A 15,539-nucleotide genomic window follows, 5' to 3' on the forward strand; every position below is an offset into this window, starting at 1 on the left:
AAACCTAATGAAGAACAGATGAAGAAGGTCCCTGCACTCCCTCTTAATTGCCCCGCTCTTCTACCAGCCGATAGCCGACTCCGCGAACGGTCGCGATATAATGAGGCGCTACCGCGCTGTCCTTCAGCTTGCGGCGGAGCGTCTTGATATGCACATCCACGACATTGCTGCCCCCGAAATACTGGCTTCCCCATACCGCGTCAAACATCGCTTCGCGCGTGAGCACCGCTCCGCCCGAGGTTAGAAACATAAGGAGAAGATCGTATTCCGTCTTGGTCAGCTCAATCCGCTCGCCGCCGCGGAACACCTTCATTTTCTTCAGGTCAACGGTCAGGTCCTTGAACCGGTAGCTGGACAGGTCGGGAGCCTTCCACTCGCCGAGCATCCGGTTAATCTGGTTAAGGGCTTCCTGCGGATTCGAGGGCCATACAAGCAGCTCGGCGTGTTTCGGAATAGCCGCTGCCATAACCCGGGCATCCTCGTGAACCAGATACAGAAGGGATGCGCCGTTGATGGGAGAAGTCTGCGTCATCGCCGCATGAAGGGCATCTACGGCATTGGGAATAAGCGGGTGCGGTGTGGCATCGTAAATAATCAGCTCCGGCTGCAGGCTGCTGACGAAAGCCTTGTTCAAATCGTGGAGCGAGAACAGATCGAAGCATTCCGCCGTAAGTAGATGCAGAAGGCTGCTCATCCGTTCGGGAAAAGGACTAACCGTCATAATCCGCTTGGTCAGGGAACAGGCCTTCCCCGCTATCGACTCGCCGGATGGCGGCCCCTCCATACGGTTATCCTCTACTTGCTGGCGCATAATTCGCATACCCCCTCTAATACAACGTGTGCGTCCTGAACTTTAAAATTGGTTTCCGCGGCGATTTTCTTCAGCCATTCCTCGGGCAGCTCGGTCAACACTTCCTCTACGCGCCCGCACTCTTTGCACATAATATGATGGTGATCGTCCATTCTGGCATCATAGCGGCTGACGGCCTCGCCTAGCTTAAGCTCGCGAATAAGTCCGGCGTCGGTCAAATAACGGAGCGAATTGTATACCGTCCCGTAGGCAAAGCTGACGCCCTTGTCGCGTAGTCTTTCAATAATATCCGCCGCTGTCGGGTGATCATGAGACTCCTGAATCGCCTCGAGAATCGTTTTGCGCTGTACGGTTAAATTTAGCTTGGTCATCATCATTCATTCCTTTAATACAAGTTAATTTAGACTAAGTATAAATCTAAGAGTTAGGAAGATCAACCGGAACTCACTGCCTATATGCGCTATTCTCCCTCCTTAGAAGGAGTAGCCAAACTTTACGAAAAATAATTATCAGAATATTTACAAAATTAAAATAATAGTTTATGATAGACCTACACCACACGAGAGGGGATAGACCATTGAAGTAAGTTAGCGATGCATGTCCTCACTATTTCCGGAAAGGAGATCGCAAGGTAAACCGGACATGCGGGAACTCAAATTCGTCTCTTGTCACTTAGGTCCGATTAATACTTATTCGTTAGCAAGATTAAGGCAACGCAAGTTGTAGAATGGAGCGTTACGGAATTGAATAATTGCGATTCAGAAAGGTAAAGGGATTCCGGTTATCATTGATAAGCGGAATCCCTTTTTGCGTGCGCATTTTATAGAATAGGCGATAACAGCCGGGCAATGGACTCTTTGAACTTGTTCATAAGAGGCCGCTTCAAATAATCCTCGAAGGTTAATTCATGACAATCCTGCAGGTCAAGGTCGAATAATCTCTCCAGTTCGCCTGCCGTTGCGCTGTCATAGATAAAGGCGTTCATCTCGAAGTTCAGCTTAAAGCTCCGGTTGTCGATATTGGCGGTACCGACGGAAGCAAGCTGACCGTCAATGACAAGCGTCTTCGCGTGCAGGAAGCCCCGTTCGTAAATGTAGCATTTGCCTCCCGCAGCGAGCAGCTCGTTTAAATACGAATGGGTTGCCCAATACACGAAGAAATGATCGGGCTTGCCCGGCAGCATGACCTTCACTTCAATCCCCGACATAGCCGCCGTCTTGAGCGCCGTCATCAGACTCTCGTCCGGGACGAAATAAGGCGTCTGCAGACAGATGCTCTTTTTCGCGAAATAGATCATCTTGATGTAAGCATCCTTAATCTGCTGGGATTCCGAATCCGGTCCGCTCGCCACGACCTGCATGCCGATCGTCCCCACAGCTTGGAAGTGGCGCGGGAAGTAATGATAATCAAGCTCCACCATTCCCGAGGAAGCCAGATTCCAGTCCATCAGGAACTGTGCCTGCATTTGCAGAACAGCTCTTCCCTCGAGACGCAGATGCGTATCCCGCCATTCGCCGAAATACTTGTCGCGCCCCATATACTCATCCCCGATATTGAAGCCCCCGATATAGCCGATCCGCCCGTCCACAATAACAAGCTTGCGATGATTCCGGAAATTGATCTTGAGATTCAAGTATGGAATCCGGGAAGGGAAAAAGGCTGCCGCCTGCCCGCCTGCTTCGCGCAGCTCCTTAAAAAACTTCCGCGGAAGACCCTTGCTGCCGATATGGTCGTACAGGAACCGAACCTGCACCCCCTGCTTCGCTTTCTCCACCAGCGCCTGGATCAGGCGGTTGCCAAGCTTATCGTCACGCACAATGTAATAGACAAGGTGAATATGATGTTGTGCGGACTCGATATCGCGCAGCAGCGCATCGAACTTGCTTTTCCCCGTCGTGAAGATCTGTACCGCATTGTTCTGCGTATACAAGGAATAGCTGCCTACCAGATTCATATGAATCATGCTCTGATAATTAATGGTAGCGGGATCGTTAAAAATAATGTGCCGCTCCTCTAATTGAAGCTTCTGAGCTTCAATCGAATCTTCAATAATACGCTGGCTTTCGAGCAACATCTTGTTCAGCTTCCGCTTGCGCAGCCGCTGCCCGAGAATAAGATAAAGCACGAATCCGACCCCCGGCAGGAAATACAGCACCATCAGCCAGGCCCACGTCGATCTCGCATCCTTCCGCTCGAGGAAAATAACGGTCAATGCCAGCAATATATTCAAGACGATAAAGACCGTGGAAACATCCTGTAAGACATTCATAGCTAGACGAGCCCCTCAATATATGGATAAAAACATTAACTAGAGCATACCTCAAGCAGGAAAGATGTTCAAACCTTACACAAACATTCTTATTATGAAACAAATATGTTACAATTTTCAGAAAAAAAAGTGCGGGCGGCATAGGAGGAAAAACCATGGACTTACGCAAATTTCGATTAGACGAACCAGCGCTCGGCACATTCAGCGAAGAACGCGACGAATACGAACGGGATTACGCCAGACTTATTCAATCTCCCGCTTTCCGGCGGCTGCAAGGCAAATCCCAAGTGTTTGGTGCCGGATCGGGCGACTATTACCGGACGAGATTAACCCATTCCCTGGAGGTATCGCAGATTGCGCGCGAAGTGGCGAGACGCCTGGGGAAGCAGTACCCTTTTCTGAGCAAAAAAGAGCATCCCGGCCTCATCATGGATCCGTCCGTCGTGGAAATCGCAGCGCTTGCCCATGATCTCGGGCATCCGCCGTTTGGCCATAAAGGCGAAGAGGTGCTGAACCGCCTATTGCTCGAGGAGCATGGCCTTGCCTACGAGGGCAACGCGCAAAACTTCCGCATCCTTATGTTTCTGGAGAAACGCGCCGGCAGCGGCAGCGGCCTGGATCTGACGGCAGCCGTGCTGCTTGCGGTCAATAAATACCCTTATTCCCTGGACGAACCGGGCAGGCTGAAGGGGTTGTACAGCTCCGAATGGCATGCCATTCATCATATCCGCCAGCAATGGGCAATGCCCGCGGGCTGCTCCACCTTGGAAGCTCAACTGATGGACCTATGCGATGACATCGCTTATTCCACCCATGATATTGAAGACGGCATCCGCGCCGGCAAAATCCAAATGAACCGCACCTTCTTTGAGGATCAGCGTCTGATCGACAATCTGGTGCAGGAAATCGTCGAAGATCAAGGCAACATGGACGTGGGCTGGGATCAGGTGGATATTCCGGCGATGGTCAAGCGGGTGCTTGCCGCTTATTTGCAGCAATGGGAAGAGCTTTATGCCCTGTACGATCATGAATCGTCCAGAACGCGCAGGGAGATGAAAGCGCGGTGGGTCAGCGTATTTGCCGGGCGCGTCGGTATTATCGAGGATCCGGTAAAAGGCTGGAAGAAGGTAACGTTCGTGCTGGATGGCCAGCAGGATATCGACCTGCTGCGCACGATGGAAATATTGAAGAAGCTTGCGTGGGTAACGCTGATTAAGGATTTCCGCGTACAGCGGCTGCAAATGCGCAGCGAAATCATGATCCGCCGTCTGTGGGACAGCTTCAAAAGGCCCGAGCAAGGCCGCTTGATTCTGCCGCCGGACTGGGTGGCAAGCTTCGAGCAGCACAAGCACAGTTGGACCTGGGCCCGCTTTATCGCAGACTATATTTCCGGCATGACCGATGCGTATGCGGAGAAGGTCTATGCCGAGCTGTACGCGAGCAAATCCGGTTCGATTTATGAAATGGACTAACTATTCCGCCGGATTCAGCACAGCGTTCTGCGACAGCGAAGTAATGTAATCGAAGAACCGTTCCGGCTCCACGTCGTATACAAGGCTTACTGGCCGTCCATCCGCCGTCTCGACTGTTCGCCCTTGACTAGGGCCGTCAGCGATAACGGCGCTGTGGACGGTCTTCATTTCGACTAGGCTAGGATCACCTACGACCGCAGTTGTCAGAACATCCCACAAGTAGTAAGTGGAGTTGGTTTCCATAAAGACAAGCGGCGGACATGCGGCATAACATTGCCCCACGAAATCCAGCCCGGCATGCCTCCGAAGCGAGGCCCAACGGTTGCGCACCGGCACGGTAAGCGGCACTTTATTGGTGCTTTCCAGCGCTACGAGCTCGATCTTGATCCCGCTGTTCCATACGCGATCCATAGCTTCCGGATCCCAGAACGCGTTCCACTCCGCCGTACCGTCATGCTCCGGCTCTTGAACGTTTCCTTTTTCGTTAAAGGTACCGCCCATCCATACCAGCTTGTCGATCTTCTCCTCAATCTCCGGCGCTTCGTCAAGCGCTCTCGCCAAGTCCGTCAGCGGACCGGTGAACAGCAGAGTCACGGGCTCATCGGACGCCAGCAGCTGCTGGATCATATGCTTATGGGCAGGCAACCCCGCCTCGCGCGTATGGATAACGCCAGGTTCGTTCAGAATCGGCAGCGCATCCACGAAAAACGTATGCATCCGCCATTCCGCCGGAAACGGATTGCGTCCTCTCGAATTCGAGCGGGCCACTTCCACTGTGCCGCTTGCTCCCGGCGCTCCGAAACGGTCGATGATTTTGCGGCTTGCCGCCATCCCCGGCTCCAAATATCCGTCTGCCGGAATAACCGATACTCCGATCAATTCGACATCCTTCATCTGCAGAACGAGAAACAGCGATACAAGATCGTCAACCCCCGCGTCATGATTAAAATAAAGCTTTTTTCCCATTGTTGTTCCATCCCTTCATAAGTATAAAACGGCTTTGCGTTTGTCCATCCTAAGTATGAGCCCGTATCCGGCCCTATATGGCCACTGGGCAATACGAGTTAAGGATGGTGATTTTTCATGGCTAAAGATGTACTGTGCGAAGTAAACTCCTGCAAGTATTGGGCTGCAGGCAATCATTGCGCTGCTTCCTCCATTTATGTAGTGAACAACCGTTCCAAACAAGCTAGCAACTCGGAAGAAACCGACTGCAAAACGTTTGAGCCAAAGATCTAAAAGAACGGGTAACGGCGCACAGCCCTTTGCCGTGTATGAATTACACGCATTGGATACTGAGCGCCGTCCCATTCGGCTTTATTATTTTGATACCGGAACCGCGTTATAATACTCCTCCAGAGTCAAGTCCTTCTCGTCAATCTCCTTCGCTAATTCCTTCCCTACATAACGAATATGCCATGGCTCGTATTTGTAGCCCGTAATTGCATCCTTGCCCTCTGGATAGCGGATAATAAATCCGTACTCCGGCGCATGATCAGCCAGCCACTCGGCTTCTGGCGTACCGCCGAAGCAATCCTCGGCCGCGCATTTGCCATCACTGCCGGATACGTCAATCGCAAGACCGGTCTGATGCTCGCTTGTACCGGGGAATGCGCTGTAAGTCAACGCCTTCTCCAGGCCGTCTTTCTTCACATAGCGGTTAAAGAGCGTCTTCTGCGTTGCCTGCGAACGGTAAGCCGAGACGCCGGCCAGGTAAATGCCATCTTTCTCTGCGCCGGCAAACAGATCTTCCAGGGCGCCCGCCGCTTCCTTGCGCATTTTGCGTTTGTCGATCTTCTCGCTGAACGTAAAGCGGACATCCGGATAAACCAGATCCTTAGGCTCGTAATTGTCCGGCAGCTTGTATTGCTTGTCCACCAGCACGGCTATGCTTGCAGGCTGAGCGACAACCGCGTAGCCATCCTCTTCCCCTGCCGTAGCAATTGCAGGCTTGTCAGCCGGCGTATCGGAAGGCTTGTCCGACGGTTTCTCAGACGGGGTATCGGTAGGCGTGTCCGATGGTTCGTCGGACGGCGTATCCGTTGGTGTATCCGTTGGCTCGTCCGAAACCGCAGGTTCATCCGATGCCGCGGGAGAAGGTTGTTCTGAAGTCTGGCTATTAGCCGCTGTCTCTTCCGGAGCCTCGGCCGTCAAATTTTCGTAGCGGATAAACAGAATGACTGCTATAGCAACCACGCATACCGCCAGAAAAGCTAATCCGCGTCTTTTTCGTCTTTGTACGTTTCTTCTCATGCTGCTCTCCTTATTGTTGCTTGTTTTGTTTAGGAACGCGTACGTTCTTTCCTCTCTACTATAAACGAATAGACTCGATAATGTCTTAAAAAGTTGCAACATTTGTTTACGTCATTTTGCCATCCCTGACAGACTGGCATGACTTTGACATTCCTCTTCCAGCCAAGCATAATGATTACAATAGAGATATAAGACATTATGGGACAGGCTGCTTAGTGAGAAGCCTGTTTTATTGTGAAGGGCGGCGAAAACGTGTCAAATCTAGCACCAAAAAGGCTTTTCAGCAAACGACCCATTCTCGCATTCTCACTGATTGTTCTGCTTAAGAGCTTTCTAACCTGGATGGTCGTCTTTGGTGGTCCTAACTGGACAACTCTGCTCAAGGAAGTCCCGTTTGCGTTAATCGTGTTCTGTCTGATTGAATGGTTCGCTACCAAACGAAAGCTCGTCTATTATTTAAGCGCCAACCTGCTCATGACCGGCATCCTGTTCGCGGTCCTTATGTATTACAAATATTACGGCGTTATCGTTACCTACTCAGCTCTTAATCAGGTCAACCAAGTTACGGCCGTCAGCAACAGCGTCTTCTCTCTGATGGACCCTTACTATCTGCTCGTCTTTATTGATATCGTTGTCATGGGTTATTATTTGATCCGGCGCCGAAAGGGACAGTACTGGAAGGCGGCCAGCCAAAAACGCGTCAGCAGAAGCGTGCTTGCTACCTTGTTTGGCGTTTCCCTTGCGCTTTGCCTGTTTAACATTTTACCGAACCGCGCAAGCATGAACGAGATCGTCAAAGCGGAGCAGATGGGCATTCTTAATTACGAGGCTTATACGATTTTATCCAATAAAAAGCAGGAGCTCGTCAATCCGTCCGAAATTACGCAGGCTAAGATCGATGATATTAAGCAGATTCAAAAGCCGGCTTCCCCGAAGCTGTGGAATGCGGCCTCCGGCAAAAATCTGATCATTATCCAGATGGAATCGTTCCAAAACTTCCTTATCAATCTGAAGATCGACGGCCAGGAAATTACGCCTAACATGAATAAGCTGGCCAATGAAAGCTACTACTTCAACAACTTCTATCAAGGCGTTGGGCAGGGCAATACGTCGGATGCCGAGTTTGTTGTTAATACCTCTTATTATATACCGCCAAACGGCGCGGCTACTCAGGTCTACCCGAAGAAAGAGCTGCCCAGCCTTCCGAGATTGATGCAGCAGCATGGTTATGATACGGCGACCTTCCATACTAACGTCGTGGAGTTCTGGAACCGCAGCGAGCTGTACAAAGCGCTTGGCTTCAACCGTTACTATGACAAAGAGTTTTTCGGCGACGAGGATTCCGTTTTCTTCGCGGCCTCCGACGAAGTGCTGTACGCCAAAACCGCAGCCGAGCTGGAGAAAATGGATCAAGGCGACAAGCCGTTTTATGCGCAGGTCATCTCCATGTCTTCCCATCATCCGTTCACCATTCCGGAGCGAAAATATAAGATGGAGCTTCCGAAGCGGTACGAGAATACCTTCGTGGGCGATTATATCCGCGCCCAGAACTATGCGGATTACGCGCTTGGCTTGTTCATAGACGATCTGAAGCAGCGCGGCATTTGGGATAACAGCGTGATCGTGCTGTACGGCGATCATCTTGGCTTGCCGATTTACTCGCTCGACCGGGATGACAAGGAATTAATGAAAGAAATTTACGGGCATGACTACGGCTCTGCCGACATGATTAACATACCACTTATTATTTCGGCCTCCGGCATCACCGAGCCGAAAGTTTACAGCCAGCTGGGCGGCCAGGTCGATATTCTGCCTACGGTTGCGAACCTGTTAGGCTTCCCGTTGGACGACCAGATTCATTTCGGTCAGGATATTCTGAACAACACGTCGGTTAACCTGCTGCCGCAGCGTTATTATCTGCCGACCGGTTCATTCGTCAGCAGCGATGAGCTGTTCCTCTCCGGCAGCGGATACGAGGACGGCACGCATCTTCCGCTCTCGGGTGCCAGCACCGTGTCTCTTGACTCGGCGGACGAATTTAACCGCGCGCTGGAGCTGCTGAAGCTGTCCGACAGCTATGTGAGCCAGCTTCCCAATTGGAAATGATTCGACAGAAAAAACCGATCCTTAGTTATTAAGGATCGGTTTTTTTGCGCACTGGTTCCAAGGATTTATTTTAGCTATTTCCGGCTTAATCTACTAATTTTCTCTAGTACAATCCTCTCGCATCTGATAGTATCAGTAAGGGTCTATTTCCAAAATTCTTACATAAGAGAGGAATACGAAATGAAAACTTTTTCCCGTAGTTTTATTGTTTTCCTGGCGGCCTTTGTGCTGCTCGCGCTTCCGTTCCAGGCTTCCACAGTAAGTGCTGCATCGGCGGAAGAAACGCTGAGCACATACTACCCTGGTGATATCGAAGATCACTGGGCATATGACGAGCTCGACAACTTCGTTAATGCCGATTTGCTCAAGGGCTCCCTTGATTCGGAAGGCAATACGATGATTAAACCGGATCTGTCCGTTAGCCGTGCGGAGTTCGTAGCCATTTTGGTTCGCGCGCTTGGCCTGACTACAACGGAAACCGGCAAAACCTTCGCTGACGTTCCTGCTGGCAAATGGTTCTCCGAGCCGATTCGGATTGCAAGCTCCCTCGGCATCGTTAACGGCCTGACCGAGACAACCTTTGGTCCTAACGAACTGATCAAACGCGGCGAGATCGCTACCATGGTCGTTCGCGCGTTCGAATCCTCCGTTAAGTTCGAAGGCGAAGCGAAGACTTTCTCCGACGTACCGGAATACTTCGCAACTCCGTTTATTGCGAAAGCAAGCCAGGCGGGCATCGTTCGCGGCGCAACCGCGACAACGTTTAAGCCGTACGCTAACGCAACCCGCGCGGAAGCAGTCGTTATGGTTCAACGCGCGCTTGATCTGCAAGCGAGCAATCTGCCTGAAGACGCGGCACTTACCGCTCTGATTGATGAATTCGAGGCAAAAGAAGCCGAGGTTGTTAACTCGCAGGACTTCGCTAAGCTAAGCGGCGTGCTGGATAGCTATATGACGGGTTACGCTAAGGCTGAGAACGCCTTTGAATACCAGGATTACTCGGAGCTGGCCAAGGAAGGCTACACGCTTACTTTGGAAATGCTGACTCCGCAAAAGTATGATATCGAATTGAAGACAGACCGTTTCGCAACCATTCATGCAACAGGCAGCACGTACAAAGTAACGGTTAAAGGCAAAACCGATGCCGATACGCAAACGCAGACCATTCCACGAGATGGCTATTATCTGCTGAAGAAAATGGAAGACAACAGCTGGAAAATCTATCTGTTCGCTTCGGATGCTGACGCATCCGGCACGGACGAAATCACGGAATAACAACGAAGAAGGCTTGCGGATACCCGCAAGCCTTCTTTTTTGTATGCCAATTATTTTCTCTAGTACTAAAACCTCTCATCTGGTAGTATCAGTATGGGTCATTTTTACAATATCTTTACATAAGAGAGGAATATGAAATGAAAGCTTTTACCCGCAGTCTTATTGTTTTTCTGGCAGCAGTACTTCTGCTCGCACTCCCGTTTCAAGCATCCAAAGCTAGCGCTGCTTCCGCGGAAGACACCCTGTATGCTTATATCCCGATGGATATCGACGAGCATTGGGCTTACGAAGCGCTGGACAACTTCGTGTCGGCGGATCTGCTCAAGGGCTATACGGACTCCTACGGCGATACTTATCTGAAGCCCGACTTATCCATCAGCCGCGCGGAGTTCGTATCCATTCTGGTACGGGCGCTTGGTCTGGCAACCGAGGAAGCAGGCAAATCCTTTGCCGACGTTCCTGCCGGCAAGTGGTACTCCGAGCCGATTCGGATCGCAAGCTCCCTTGGCGTTGTGAACGGTCTGACCGACACGACTTTTGGGCCTGATGAACTCGTTAAACGCGGCGAGATCGCAACGATGGTGGTCCGTGCTTTCGAATCTTCCGTCAAATTTGAAGGCGAAGCGAAGTCCTTCTCCGACGTACCGGATTACTTCGCAACACCTTTCATTGCAAAAGCTAGCCAAGCCGGCATTGTCCGCGGAGCTAGCGCAACAACCTTTAAGCCTTACGCCAACGCGACTCGCGCGGAAGCCGTTGTTATGATTCAGCGCGCGCTTGATTTGCAGAAGAGCGATCTTCCCGAAGATGCCGTGCTTACCGCCGTTATTAGCGAGGAAAACGCTAAAGAAACGGAAGCTGTCAATGCGGAGGAATACGGCAAGCTTGGCGAAATCCAGGCGCAATATTATACCGGTTATCAACTGGCGGCCAGCTTCTGGGACGGCGAGGACCTCGCGGCTATGAAAGAGCAGGGCTATAAAATGGCATTTGAGCTGACTGCGCCCGCAAGTTATGAGGTCGTCTCCAAATCGAACCGTTTTGCCGTTATTCATACGACAGGCGGCAAAATCAACATGAAGCTGGAAGGCCCGGACATGACGCACACTGAGGTCATCCCTACGGACGCGACTTACTATCTGAAAAAAATGCCGGACAACAGCTGGAAAATCTATTACATGTATGAAGATGACCCCGAATATAGCGAAGATGAATTCGGATTATAATAAGGAACAAGAGGCTTGCGGGTATCCGCAAGCCTCTTGTTTTATATGACGTATGACGAGTCCGGCTCAAACAAACGGCTGATCTGCTCATAATCCTCGCGGGTCAGCTTCCAGCGGGAAGCGGCGGCATTTTCCTGTACCTGCAGAGCCGTCTTGGCGCCGGCGATAACCGTTGTAACCGCCTTGTTGTAGAGCAGCCAATTGATCGCAACCTGGCTAAGCGGCTTGCCAATGGACCTCGCGATTCCTTGCAGCAGCTCCACCTTCAGCACATTCCCCTCGAACTGGCCGCGTTTGTAGAGCGGATTGCCATAGGAGCGGATATCGTCATCCCGGAACTTCGTAACCGCGCTGAATTTGCCGGTGAGCAGCCCTTGCGCCAAAGGACTATAAGGGATAAAGCCCAGCTGCTGCTTCTCGGAATAAGGAAGCTCGGCGTACTCGACCTGCCTTTGCAGCAGGTTGTACGGGGACTGAAGCGAGACGATGGGGGCAACGGACTGCGCCGCCACAAGCTGATGAACGGAGAAATTCGATACGCCGATGCTGCGGATTTTGCCTGCCTGGACAAGCTCGTTCAGAACCGAAAACGTCTCCTCGATGGGCACTTTGCCTTTAGGATCCGGCCAATGCACCTGATAAAGATCGATATAATCGGTATCCAGCCGAAGAAGACTGTCATCCACCTCGCGGATAAGGCTTGCTCCGGACAGATCGATATCGACCTGGTAACGGTCATCCCAGACAAGACCGCATTTGGTGGCGATAATCACCTTATCCCGTACGGCCTTAAGCGCTTTTCCCAGCACTCTCTCCGATTCCCCGAATCCGTATACCGGAGCCGTATCGAAAAAAGTAATCCCCAGATCAATGGCTTTATCTATCGCCTGCCGGATCTCCTTCTCCTCTACAACTCCCCAGCCGTTTCGGCCTGCAGCCCACGCTCCAAAACCAATAACCGACGGGTACAGCTCACTTGCGCCTAGCCTTCTTGTCTCCACTCCTCTGCCTCCTTTTATCCGTTGCCCTTTTATCATATAATACCTATTTACTTACTTGGAATTATTTCTCATTATACTCTCCCCTTCGTTGCTTGACAACGAAAGAATGAATGCCTATGATGGGGTCAACCTAGAGGAGAAGGAGCAATGCAAATGGCACGCAAACGCGTCGATCACGTTGGAATCATGGTAAGGGATATGGAGGCAACCATCCGCTTCTACGAGGAGTTTGTAGGACTGACCCTGAAAGGCCGTCTGACTCATACGAATGGCGTTATTGAACTGGCTTTCCTTGGCTTCGGGGATTCCGACGAGACGGAGATTGAATTAGTTCAGCATTATAACGGCGAGCTGCCCGTTGAAGGCCGCGTTCACCACTTCGCGATTCATGTGGACGATGTGGATGCGGAATTCGCGCGTTTGAAAGAGACAAGCGTAACGTTTATCGACGAGGACATTACAACGCTGCCTAACGGTTACCGTTACTTCTTCATCAGCGGTCCGGAAGGCGAACGAATCGAATTTTTCCAGCGTTAATACATAAGAAGAAGCCTCCATTTCCACCGTTTGCGGATTTGGAGGCTTTTTTCATCTTTGCTTATTTTACCGCTTCGAGCACTTCAAGAACGTGGCCGTCTACCGATACGCTGCGCCATTCGCGCGCCAGTACGCCGTTCTCGTCGATCAGGAACGTCGAGCGCTCAATCCCCATGAACGTTTCGCCGTTCCAGGAGCGCTCCTTCCATACGCCAAACAGCTCGGATACTTCATGCTCCGTATCGGCTAGCAGCGGGAAAGGGAGTTGAAAATCGTTAATAAAGGTGTCATGCGACGCCAGATCGTCCGGACTGATGCCGATAACCTCCGTATTATACGATTTGAACTGCCCGTTGTAATCGCGGAAATCGCAGGATTCCACCGTACAGCCCGGCGTATTGTCCTTCGGATAGAAATAAATGACCAGCTTTTTGCCCTTGTAGTCGGACAGCGAGATATTGCCGCCCGTAGAAGCCGGCAGGGTGAAATCCGGTACAACTTGTCCTACTTGCGCTTGCGTCATGAATGAACACCTCTCCTCAAACGTTTTATACGCCCAGTTTACCACGATTAGCCACAAATTCGTAGAACAGCGGCTGCTCCATAACGAAGGCTTGAATCTCTTCTTTGCCAAGCGGCAGGGAGTAGGCCAAAGTCAGCTTCATAAGCGCGGCTTCGACGGACATGTTCTCGATAAAGACCGCTCCCGCTTCCTTCAGAAGAATAGACGAAGCATACATCGCTTCGCTGCTGTCCTTGAGCGGACATAGATACAGGTCCACCCCTTGCTCCGCGCAATATTTGGCAAACTGCAGGAGAGAATAGGAATCCGCCCCGCTTGCATTCGCCGTTCCGGAGTGGAACAGGTCATGCAGCACGGCTTTTGGCTTATGCACGGAGAAATCATAATACGAATAATTCAGCCCCGGAAAAGGACGGATATACAGCATGCCGGACTGGATGCCTTCGCCGTCTTCCAGCCACGGACTGCTCTCCGGCTGACGCGTGCGGAGCTCATCGTGAGCGGGGTTAAACGGATGGTCGTAACGGACCAGTCTTCCGCCTGTCATGGTGCCGTAAGGCACGCTGTAAGGGCTGTCGAACTGGTCGGTGAACGACTCGCATTGCGTAATGCGGCTGCCGAGATAAACGACCGATTCCCCTTTATCATTGCGGTAAATGACGAATACGCCCGGCGCCGCATCCTCCGAAATAAAGTCCACTGCTGCCGCAAAGTTGCTCAGACCGTTCGCCCGCTTGTCGCCAAGCGGATAATTGCTGGCTACAAGAACCAGCGGGATCGTCAGGTCGCATAAAACAAAGCTGAGAAGCGCCGCCGAGAAGGCCAGCGTATCCGAGCCATGCGTCACAATAATACCGTCGTACTTGGATTGATCAACAGCTCGGATGGCCGCAATCAATGTATTCCAGTCCGACGGCACGATATTTTCGCTCAATATATTCATCGGTTGAACCGTTTCAAGATCTGCATCCCGCTTCAGCGCGCTCGCCATGTAAGCATCAATCAAATGGTAGGAGCCTGCTTCATTCACCGAAATCGCACCGTTATCGTTCTTGCTGCCGATTGTTCCTCCGGTGAACATCACAAGTATTTGGCTCATCTGTAACTCCCTCTCCGTTTCAGCAATTGGCATATGGTTCTTGTACTCATTCGTCTCCATATGCACCCTAAATCATACTAAACCGGACTTGAAGCTTGCAAGCAAACGATTAGCGAACCCCGCTCCGCAGCGGCGATAGACCGTTGATCCGGCATTCGACGACATCGCCGCCCCGAATGACGGCCGCACCCGGCGTACCGGTCAGGATAACGTCTCCCGGCAGCAGCGTCATCACCTGCGAGTGGAAGGCAATCAGATAAGCAGGCGGAAAAATCATATTCGCCAGCTTGGCGGCATGCGCCAGCCCGCCGTTATGCCACGTCTCCACCTGAAGCTCCTTCAGCTCTCCCGCTTCATCCGGCGTGATTAGCTCGGAGCCAAAGGTGAAGAACGTATCAAAGCTTTTCGCCCGGGTCAAATACCGCATATGCCGGGCGTGAATATCCGCCGCCGTCGTATCGATCGCCGAAGCTATACCAGCAATGGCATGCAGCGCTTCGTCTTCCGATACGTTCCGGCATGTCCGGCCGATAACAATCGCCAGCTCCGCTTCGGCGGTTACCCGCTCGGATTGGGCAGGCAGCACAATAGCCTCGCCGTCGCCGATTATGGACGTATCCGGCTTCATGAAGCTGACGGGCTCTTCTTCGCGAAGGACAGCAAGCTGACTCGCATCCGCGGTGTAATTCATGCCGATTCCCCATATTTTGCGGGGATGGCGGTACAGCGGCGCGGCGCTTACTTCCAGTGCCGGAATGAACGGCAATGAAGCTAACTTCTCTTGACCGCCTTCGTTATACCAGGCCGTTAGCTCCGCCAGCTGGCCGCTTGTGATCAAGCTAAATACATCCGGCTGCCAATCTGAACCTGTGACGCGATTCAACTCCGCCAGCGTTACATATCCATCGGGCACAGCTATGCTGCCCTGCTCTAATCCGTCATGCACAATCGTTGCCAGCTTCATCGT

15 protein-coding genes are annotated in these 15,539 nt (G+C 51.7%); 6 read left to right on the forward strand and 9 right to left on the reverse strand.

From position 1 onward, the window contains the following. Positions 1-43: 43 nt before the first annotated feature. The 3 genes from ACR9FF_RS28640 to cls all read right to left on the reverse strand — a co-directional run bounded on the left by ACR9FF_RS28640 (position 44) and on the right by cls (position 3,080). Complete coding sequence (locus ACR9FF_RS28640) at positions 44-811, reverse strand: winged helix-turn-helix domain-containing protein (RefSeq protein ID WP_435167310.1); 768 nt, start codon at positions 809-811, stop codon at positions 44-46. After that, on the reverse strand, positions 796-1,182 hold the full coding sequence (locus ACR9FF_RS28645) for a Fur family transcriptional regulator (RefSeq protein ID WP_127496122.1): 387 nt from the start codon (positions 1,180-1,182) through the stop codon (positions 796-798). Before ACR9FF_RS28645 ends, ACR9FF_RS28640 begins: the two co-directional genes overlap by 16 nt. A 449-nt stretch (positions 1,183-1,631) precedes the next feature. Further along, positions 1,632-3,080 (reverse strand): cardiolipin synthase, encoded by a 1,449-nt coding sequence (gene cls, locus ACR9FF_RS28650; protein ID WP_127496123.1) that lies wholly within the window; start codon positions 3,078-3,080, stop codon positions 1,632-1,634. Between the two features lie 155 nt (positions 3,081-3,235). Here cls and ACR9FF_RS28655 point away from each other — a divergent pair, with 155 nt between their 5' ends. Continuing rightward, positions 3,236-4,552, forward strand: a complete 1,317-nt coding sequence (locus ACR9FF_RS28655; RefSeq protein ID WP_435167314.1) for a deoxyguanosinetriphosphate triphosphohydrolase family protein — start codon at positions 3,236-3,238, stop codon at positions 4,550-4,552. Here ACR9FF_RS28655 and ACR9FF_RS28660 read toward each other — a convergent pair whose 3' ends face one another. Beyond that, positions 4,553-5,518: a nucleoside hydrolase gene (locus tag ACR9FF_RS28660; protein WP_435167317.1), complete on the reverse strand. Its 966-nt coding sequence runs from the start codon at positions 5,516-5,518 to the stop codon at positions 4,553-4,555. 117 nt (positions 5,519-5,635) lie between these two features. Between ACR9FF_RS28660 and ACR9FF_RS28665 the strand changes: the two genes are divergently transcribed. Continuing rightward, on the forward strand, positions 5,636-5,791 hold the full coding sequence (locus tag ACR9FF_RS28665; protein ID WP_132308684.1) for a DUF1540 domain-containing protein: 156 nt from the start codon (positions 5,636-5,638) through the stop codon (positions 5,789-5,791). A gap of 81 nt (positions 5,792-5,872) precedes the next feature. Here ACR9FF_RS28665 and ACR9FF_RS28670 read toward each other — a convergent pair whose 3' ends face one another. After that, entirely contained in the window at positions 5,873-6,805 is a 933-nt protein-coding gene (locus ACR9FF_RS28670; protein WP_127496127.1) for a D-alanyl-D-alanine carboxypeptidase family protein, read from the reverse strand. A 252-nt stretch (positions 6,806-7,057) separates the two neighbouring features. Between ACR9FF_RS28670 and ACR9FF_RS28675 the strand changes: the two genes are divergently transcribed. The 3 genes from ACR9FF_RS28675 (at position 7,058) to ACR9FF_RS28685 (ending at position 11,412) form a co-directional block, all read left to right on the forward strand. Then, complete coding sequence (locus tag ACR9FF_RS28675; protein WP_435167321.1) at positions 7,058-8,911, forward strand: LTA synthase family protein; 1,854 nt, start codon at positions 7,058-7,060, stop codon at positions 8,909-8,911. A 180-nt stretch (positions 8,912-9,091) separates the two neighbouring features. Further along, complete coding sequence (locus ACR9FF_RS28680) at positions 9,092-10,186, forward strand: S-layer homology domain-containing protein (protein WP_317978738.1); 1,095 nt, start codon at positions 9,092-9,094, stop codon at positions 10,184-10,186. A 137-nt stretch (positions 10,187-10,323) separates the two neighbouring features. Beyond that, positions 10,324-11,412, forward strand: a complete 1,089-nt coding sequence (locus tag ACR9FF_RS28685; RefSeq protein WP_435167325.1) for an S-layer homology domain-containing protein — start codon at positions 10,324-10,326, stop codon at positions 11,410-11,412. Positions 11,413-11,453: 41 nt separating this feature from the next. Here ACR9FF_RS28685 and ACR9FF_RS28690 read toward each other — a convergent pair whose 3' ends face one another. Further along, complete coding sequence (locus ACR9FF_RS28690; RefSeq protein WP_435167328.1) at positions 11,454-12,413, reverse strand: aldo/keto reductase; 960 nt, start codon at positions 12,411-12,413, stop codon at positions 11,454-11,456. Positions 12,414-12,566: 153 nt separating this feature from the next. Between ACR9FF_RS28690 and ACR9FF_RS28695 the strand changes: the two genes are divergently transcribed. Beyond that, complete coding sequence (locus ACR9FF_RS28695) at positions 12,567-12,950, forward strand: VOC family protein (protein ID WP_164775512.1); 384 nt, start codon at positions 12,567-12,569, stop codon at positions 12,948-12,950. Between the two features lie 61 nt (positions 12,951-13,011). Here ACR9FF_RS28695 and bcp read toward each other — a convergent pair whose 3' ends face one another. The 3 genes from bcp to ACR9FF_RS28710 form a co-directional block, all read right to left on the reverse strand. Continuing rightward, positions 13,012-13,473 carry a thioredoxin-dependent thiol peroxidase gene (bcp, locus tag ACR9FF_RS28700; protein ID WP_435167331.1) on the reverse strand — a complete coding sequence of 154 codons (462 nt, stop codon included), beginning with the start codon at positions 13,471-13,473 and terminating at the stop codon, positions 13,012-13,014. Positions 13,474-13,498: 25 nt separating this feature from the next. Then, positions 13,499-14,572, reverse strand: a complete 1,074-nt coding sequence (locus tag ACR9FF_RS28705) for an asparaginase (RefSeq protein WP_435167334.1) — start codon at positions 14,570-14,572, stop codon at positions 13,499-13,501. A 109-nt stretch (positions 14,573-14,681) separates the two neighbouring features. Further along, positions 14,682-15,536 carry a fumarylacetoacetate hydrolase family protein gene (locus ACR9FF_RS28710; RefSeq protein ID WP_435167337.1) on the reverse strand — a complete coding sequence of 285 codons (855 nt, stop codon included), beginning with the start codon at positions 15,534-15,536 and terminating at the stop codon, positions 14,682-14,684. Between the last annotated feature and the right edge of the window lie 3 nt (positions 15,537-15,539).

Origin of the sequence: Paenibacillus glycanilyticus, from assembly GCF_051200795.1 — a bacterium.
GTDB classification, from domain to species: Bacteria; Bacillota; Bacilli; order Paenibacillales; family Paenibacillaceae; genus Pristimantibacillus; species Pristimantibacillus glycanilyticus.

What these genes read in the sequence shown, in the direction of transcription:
- ACR9FF_RS28640 (WP_435167310.1), bottom strand. Translation starts at nt 811, where the DNA reads ATGCGCCAGCAAGTAGAGGATAACCGTATGGAGGGGCCGCCATCCGGC.
- ACR9FF_RS28645 (WP_127496122.1), bottom strand. Translation starts at nt 1,182, where the DNA reads ATGACCAAGCTAAATTTAACCGTACAGCGCAAAACGATTCTCGAGGCG.
- cls (WP_127496123.1), bottom strand. Translation starts at nt 3,080, where the DNA reads ATGAATGTCTTACAGGATGTTTCCACGGTCTTTATCGTCTTGAATATA.
- ACR9FF_RS28655 (WP_435167314.1), top strand. Translation starts at nt 3,236, where the DNA reads ATGGACTTACGCAAATTTCGATTAGACGAACCAGCGCTCGGCACATTC.
- ACR9FF_RS28660 (WP_435167317.1), bottom strand. Translation starts at nt 5,518, where the DNA reads ATGGGAAAAAAGCTTTATTTTAATCATGACGCGGGGGTTGACGATCTT.
- ACR9FF_RS28665 (WP_132308684.1), top strand. Translation starts at nt 5,636, where the DNA reads ATGGCTAAAGATGTACTGTGCGAAGTAAACTCCTGCAAGTATTGGGCT.
- ACR9FF_RS28670 (WP_127496127.1), bottom strand. Translation starts at nt 6,805, where the DNA reads ATGAGAAGAAACGTACAAAGACGAAAAAGACGCGGATTAGCTTTTCTG.
- ACR9FF_RS28680 (WP_317978738.1), top strand. Translation starts at nt 9,092, where the DNA reads ATGAAAACTTTTTCCCGTAGTTTTATTGTTTTCCTGGCGGCCTTTGTG.
- ACR9FF_RS28685 (WP_435167325.1), top strand. Translation starts at nt 10,324, where the DNA reads ATGAAAGCTTTTACCCGCAGTCTTATTGTTTTTCTGGCAGCAGTACTT.
- ACR9FF_RS28695 (WP_164775512.1), top strand. Translation starts at nt 12,567, where the DNA reads ATGGCACGCAAACGCGTCGATCACGTTGGAATCATGGTAAGGGATATG.
- bcp (WP_435167331.1), bottom strand. Translation starts at nt 13,473, where the DNA reads ATGACGCAAGCGCAAGTAGGACAAGTTGTACCGGATTTCACCCTGCCG.
- ACR9FF_RS28705 (WP_435167334.1), bottom strand. Translation starts at nt 14,572, where the DNA reads ATGAGCCAAATACTTGTGATGTTCACCGGAGGAACAATCGGCAGCAAG.
- ACR9FF_RS28710 (WP_435167337.1), bottom strand. Translation starts at nt 15,536, where the DNA reads ATGAAGCTGGCAACGATTGTGCATGACGGATTAGAGCAGGGCAGCATA.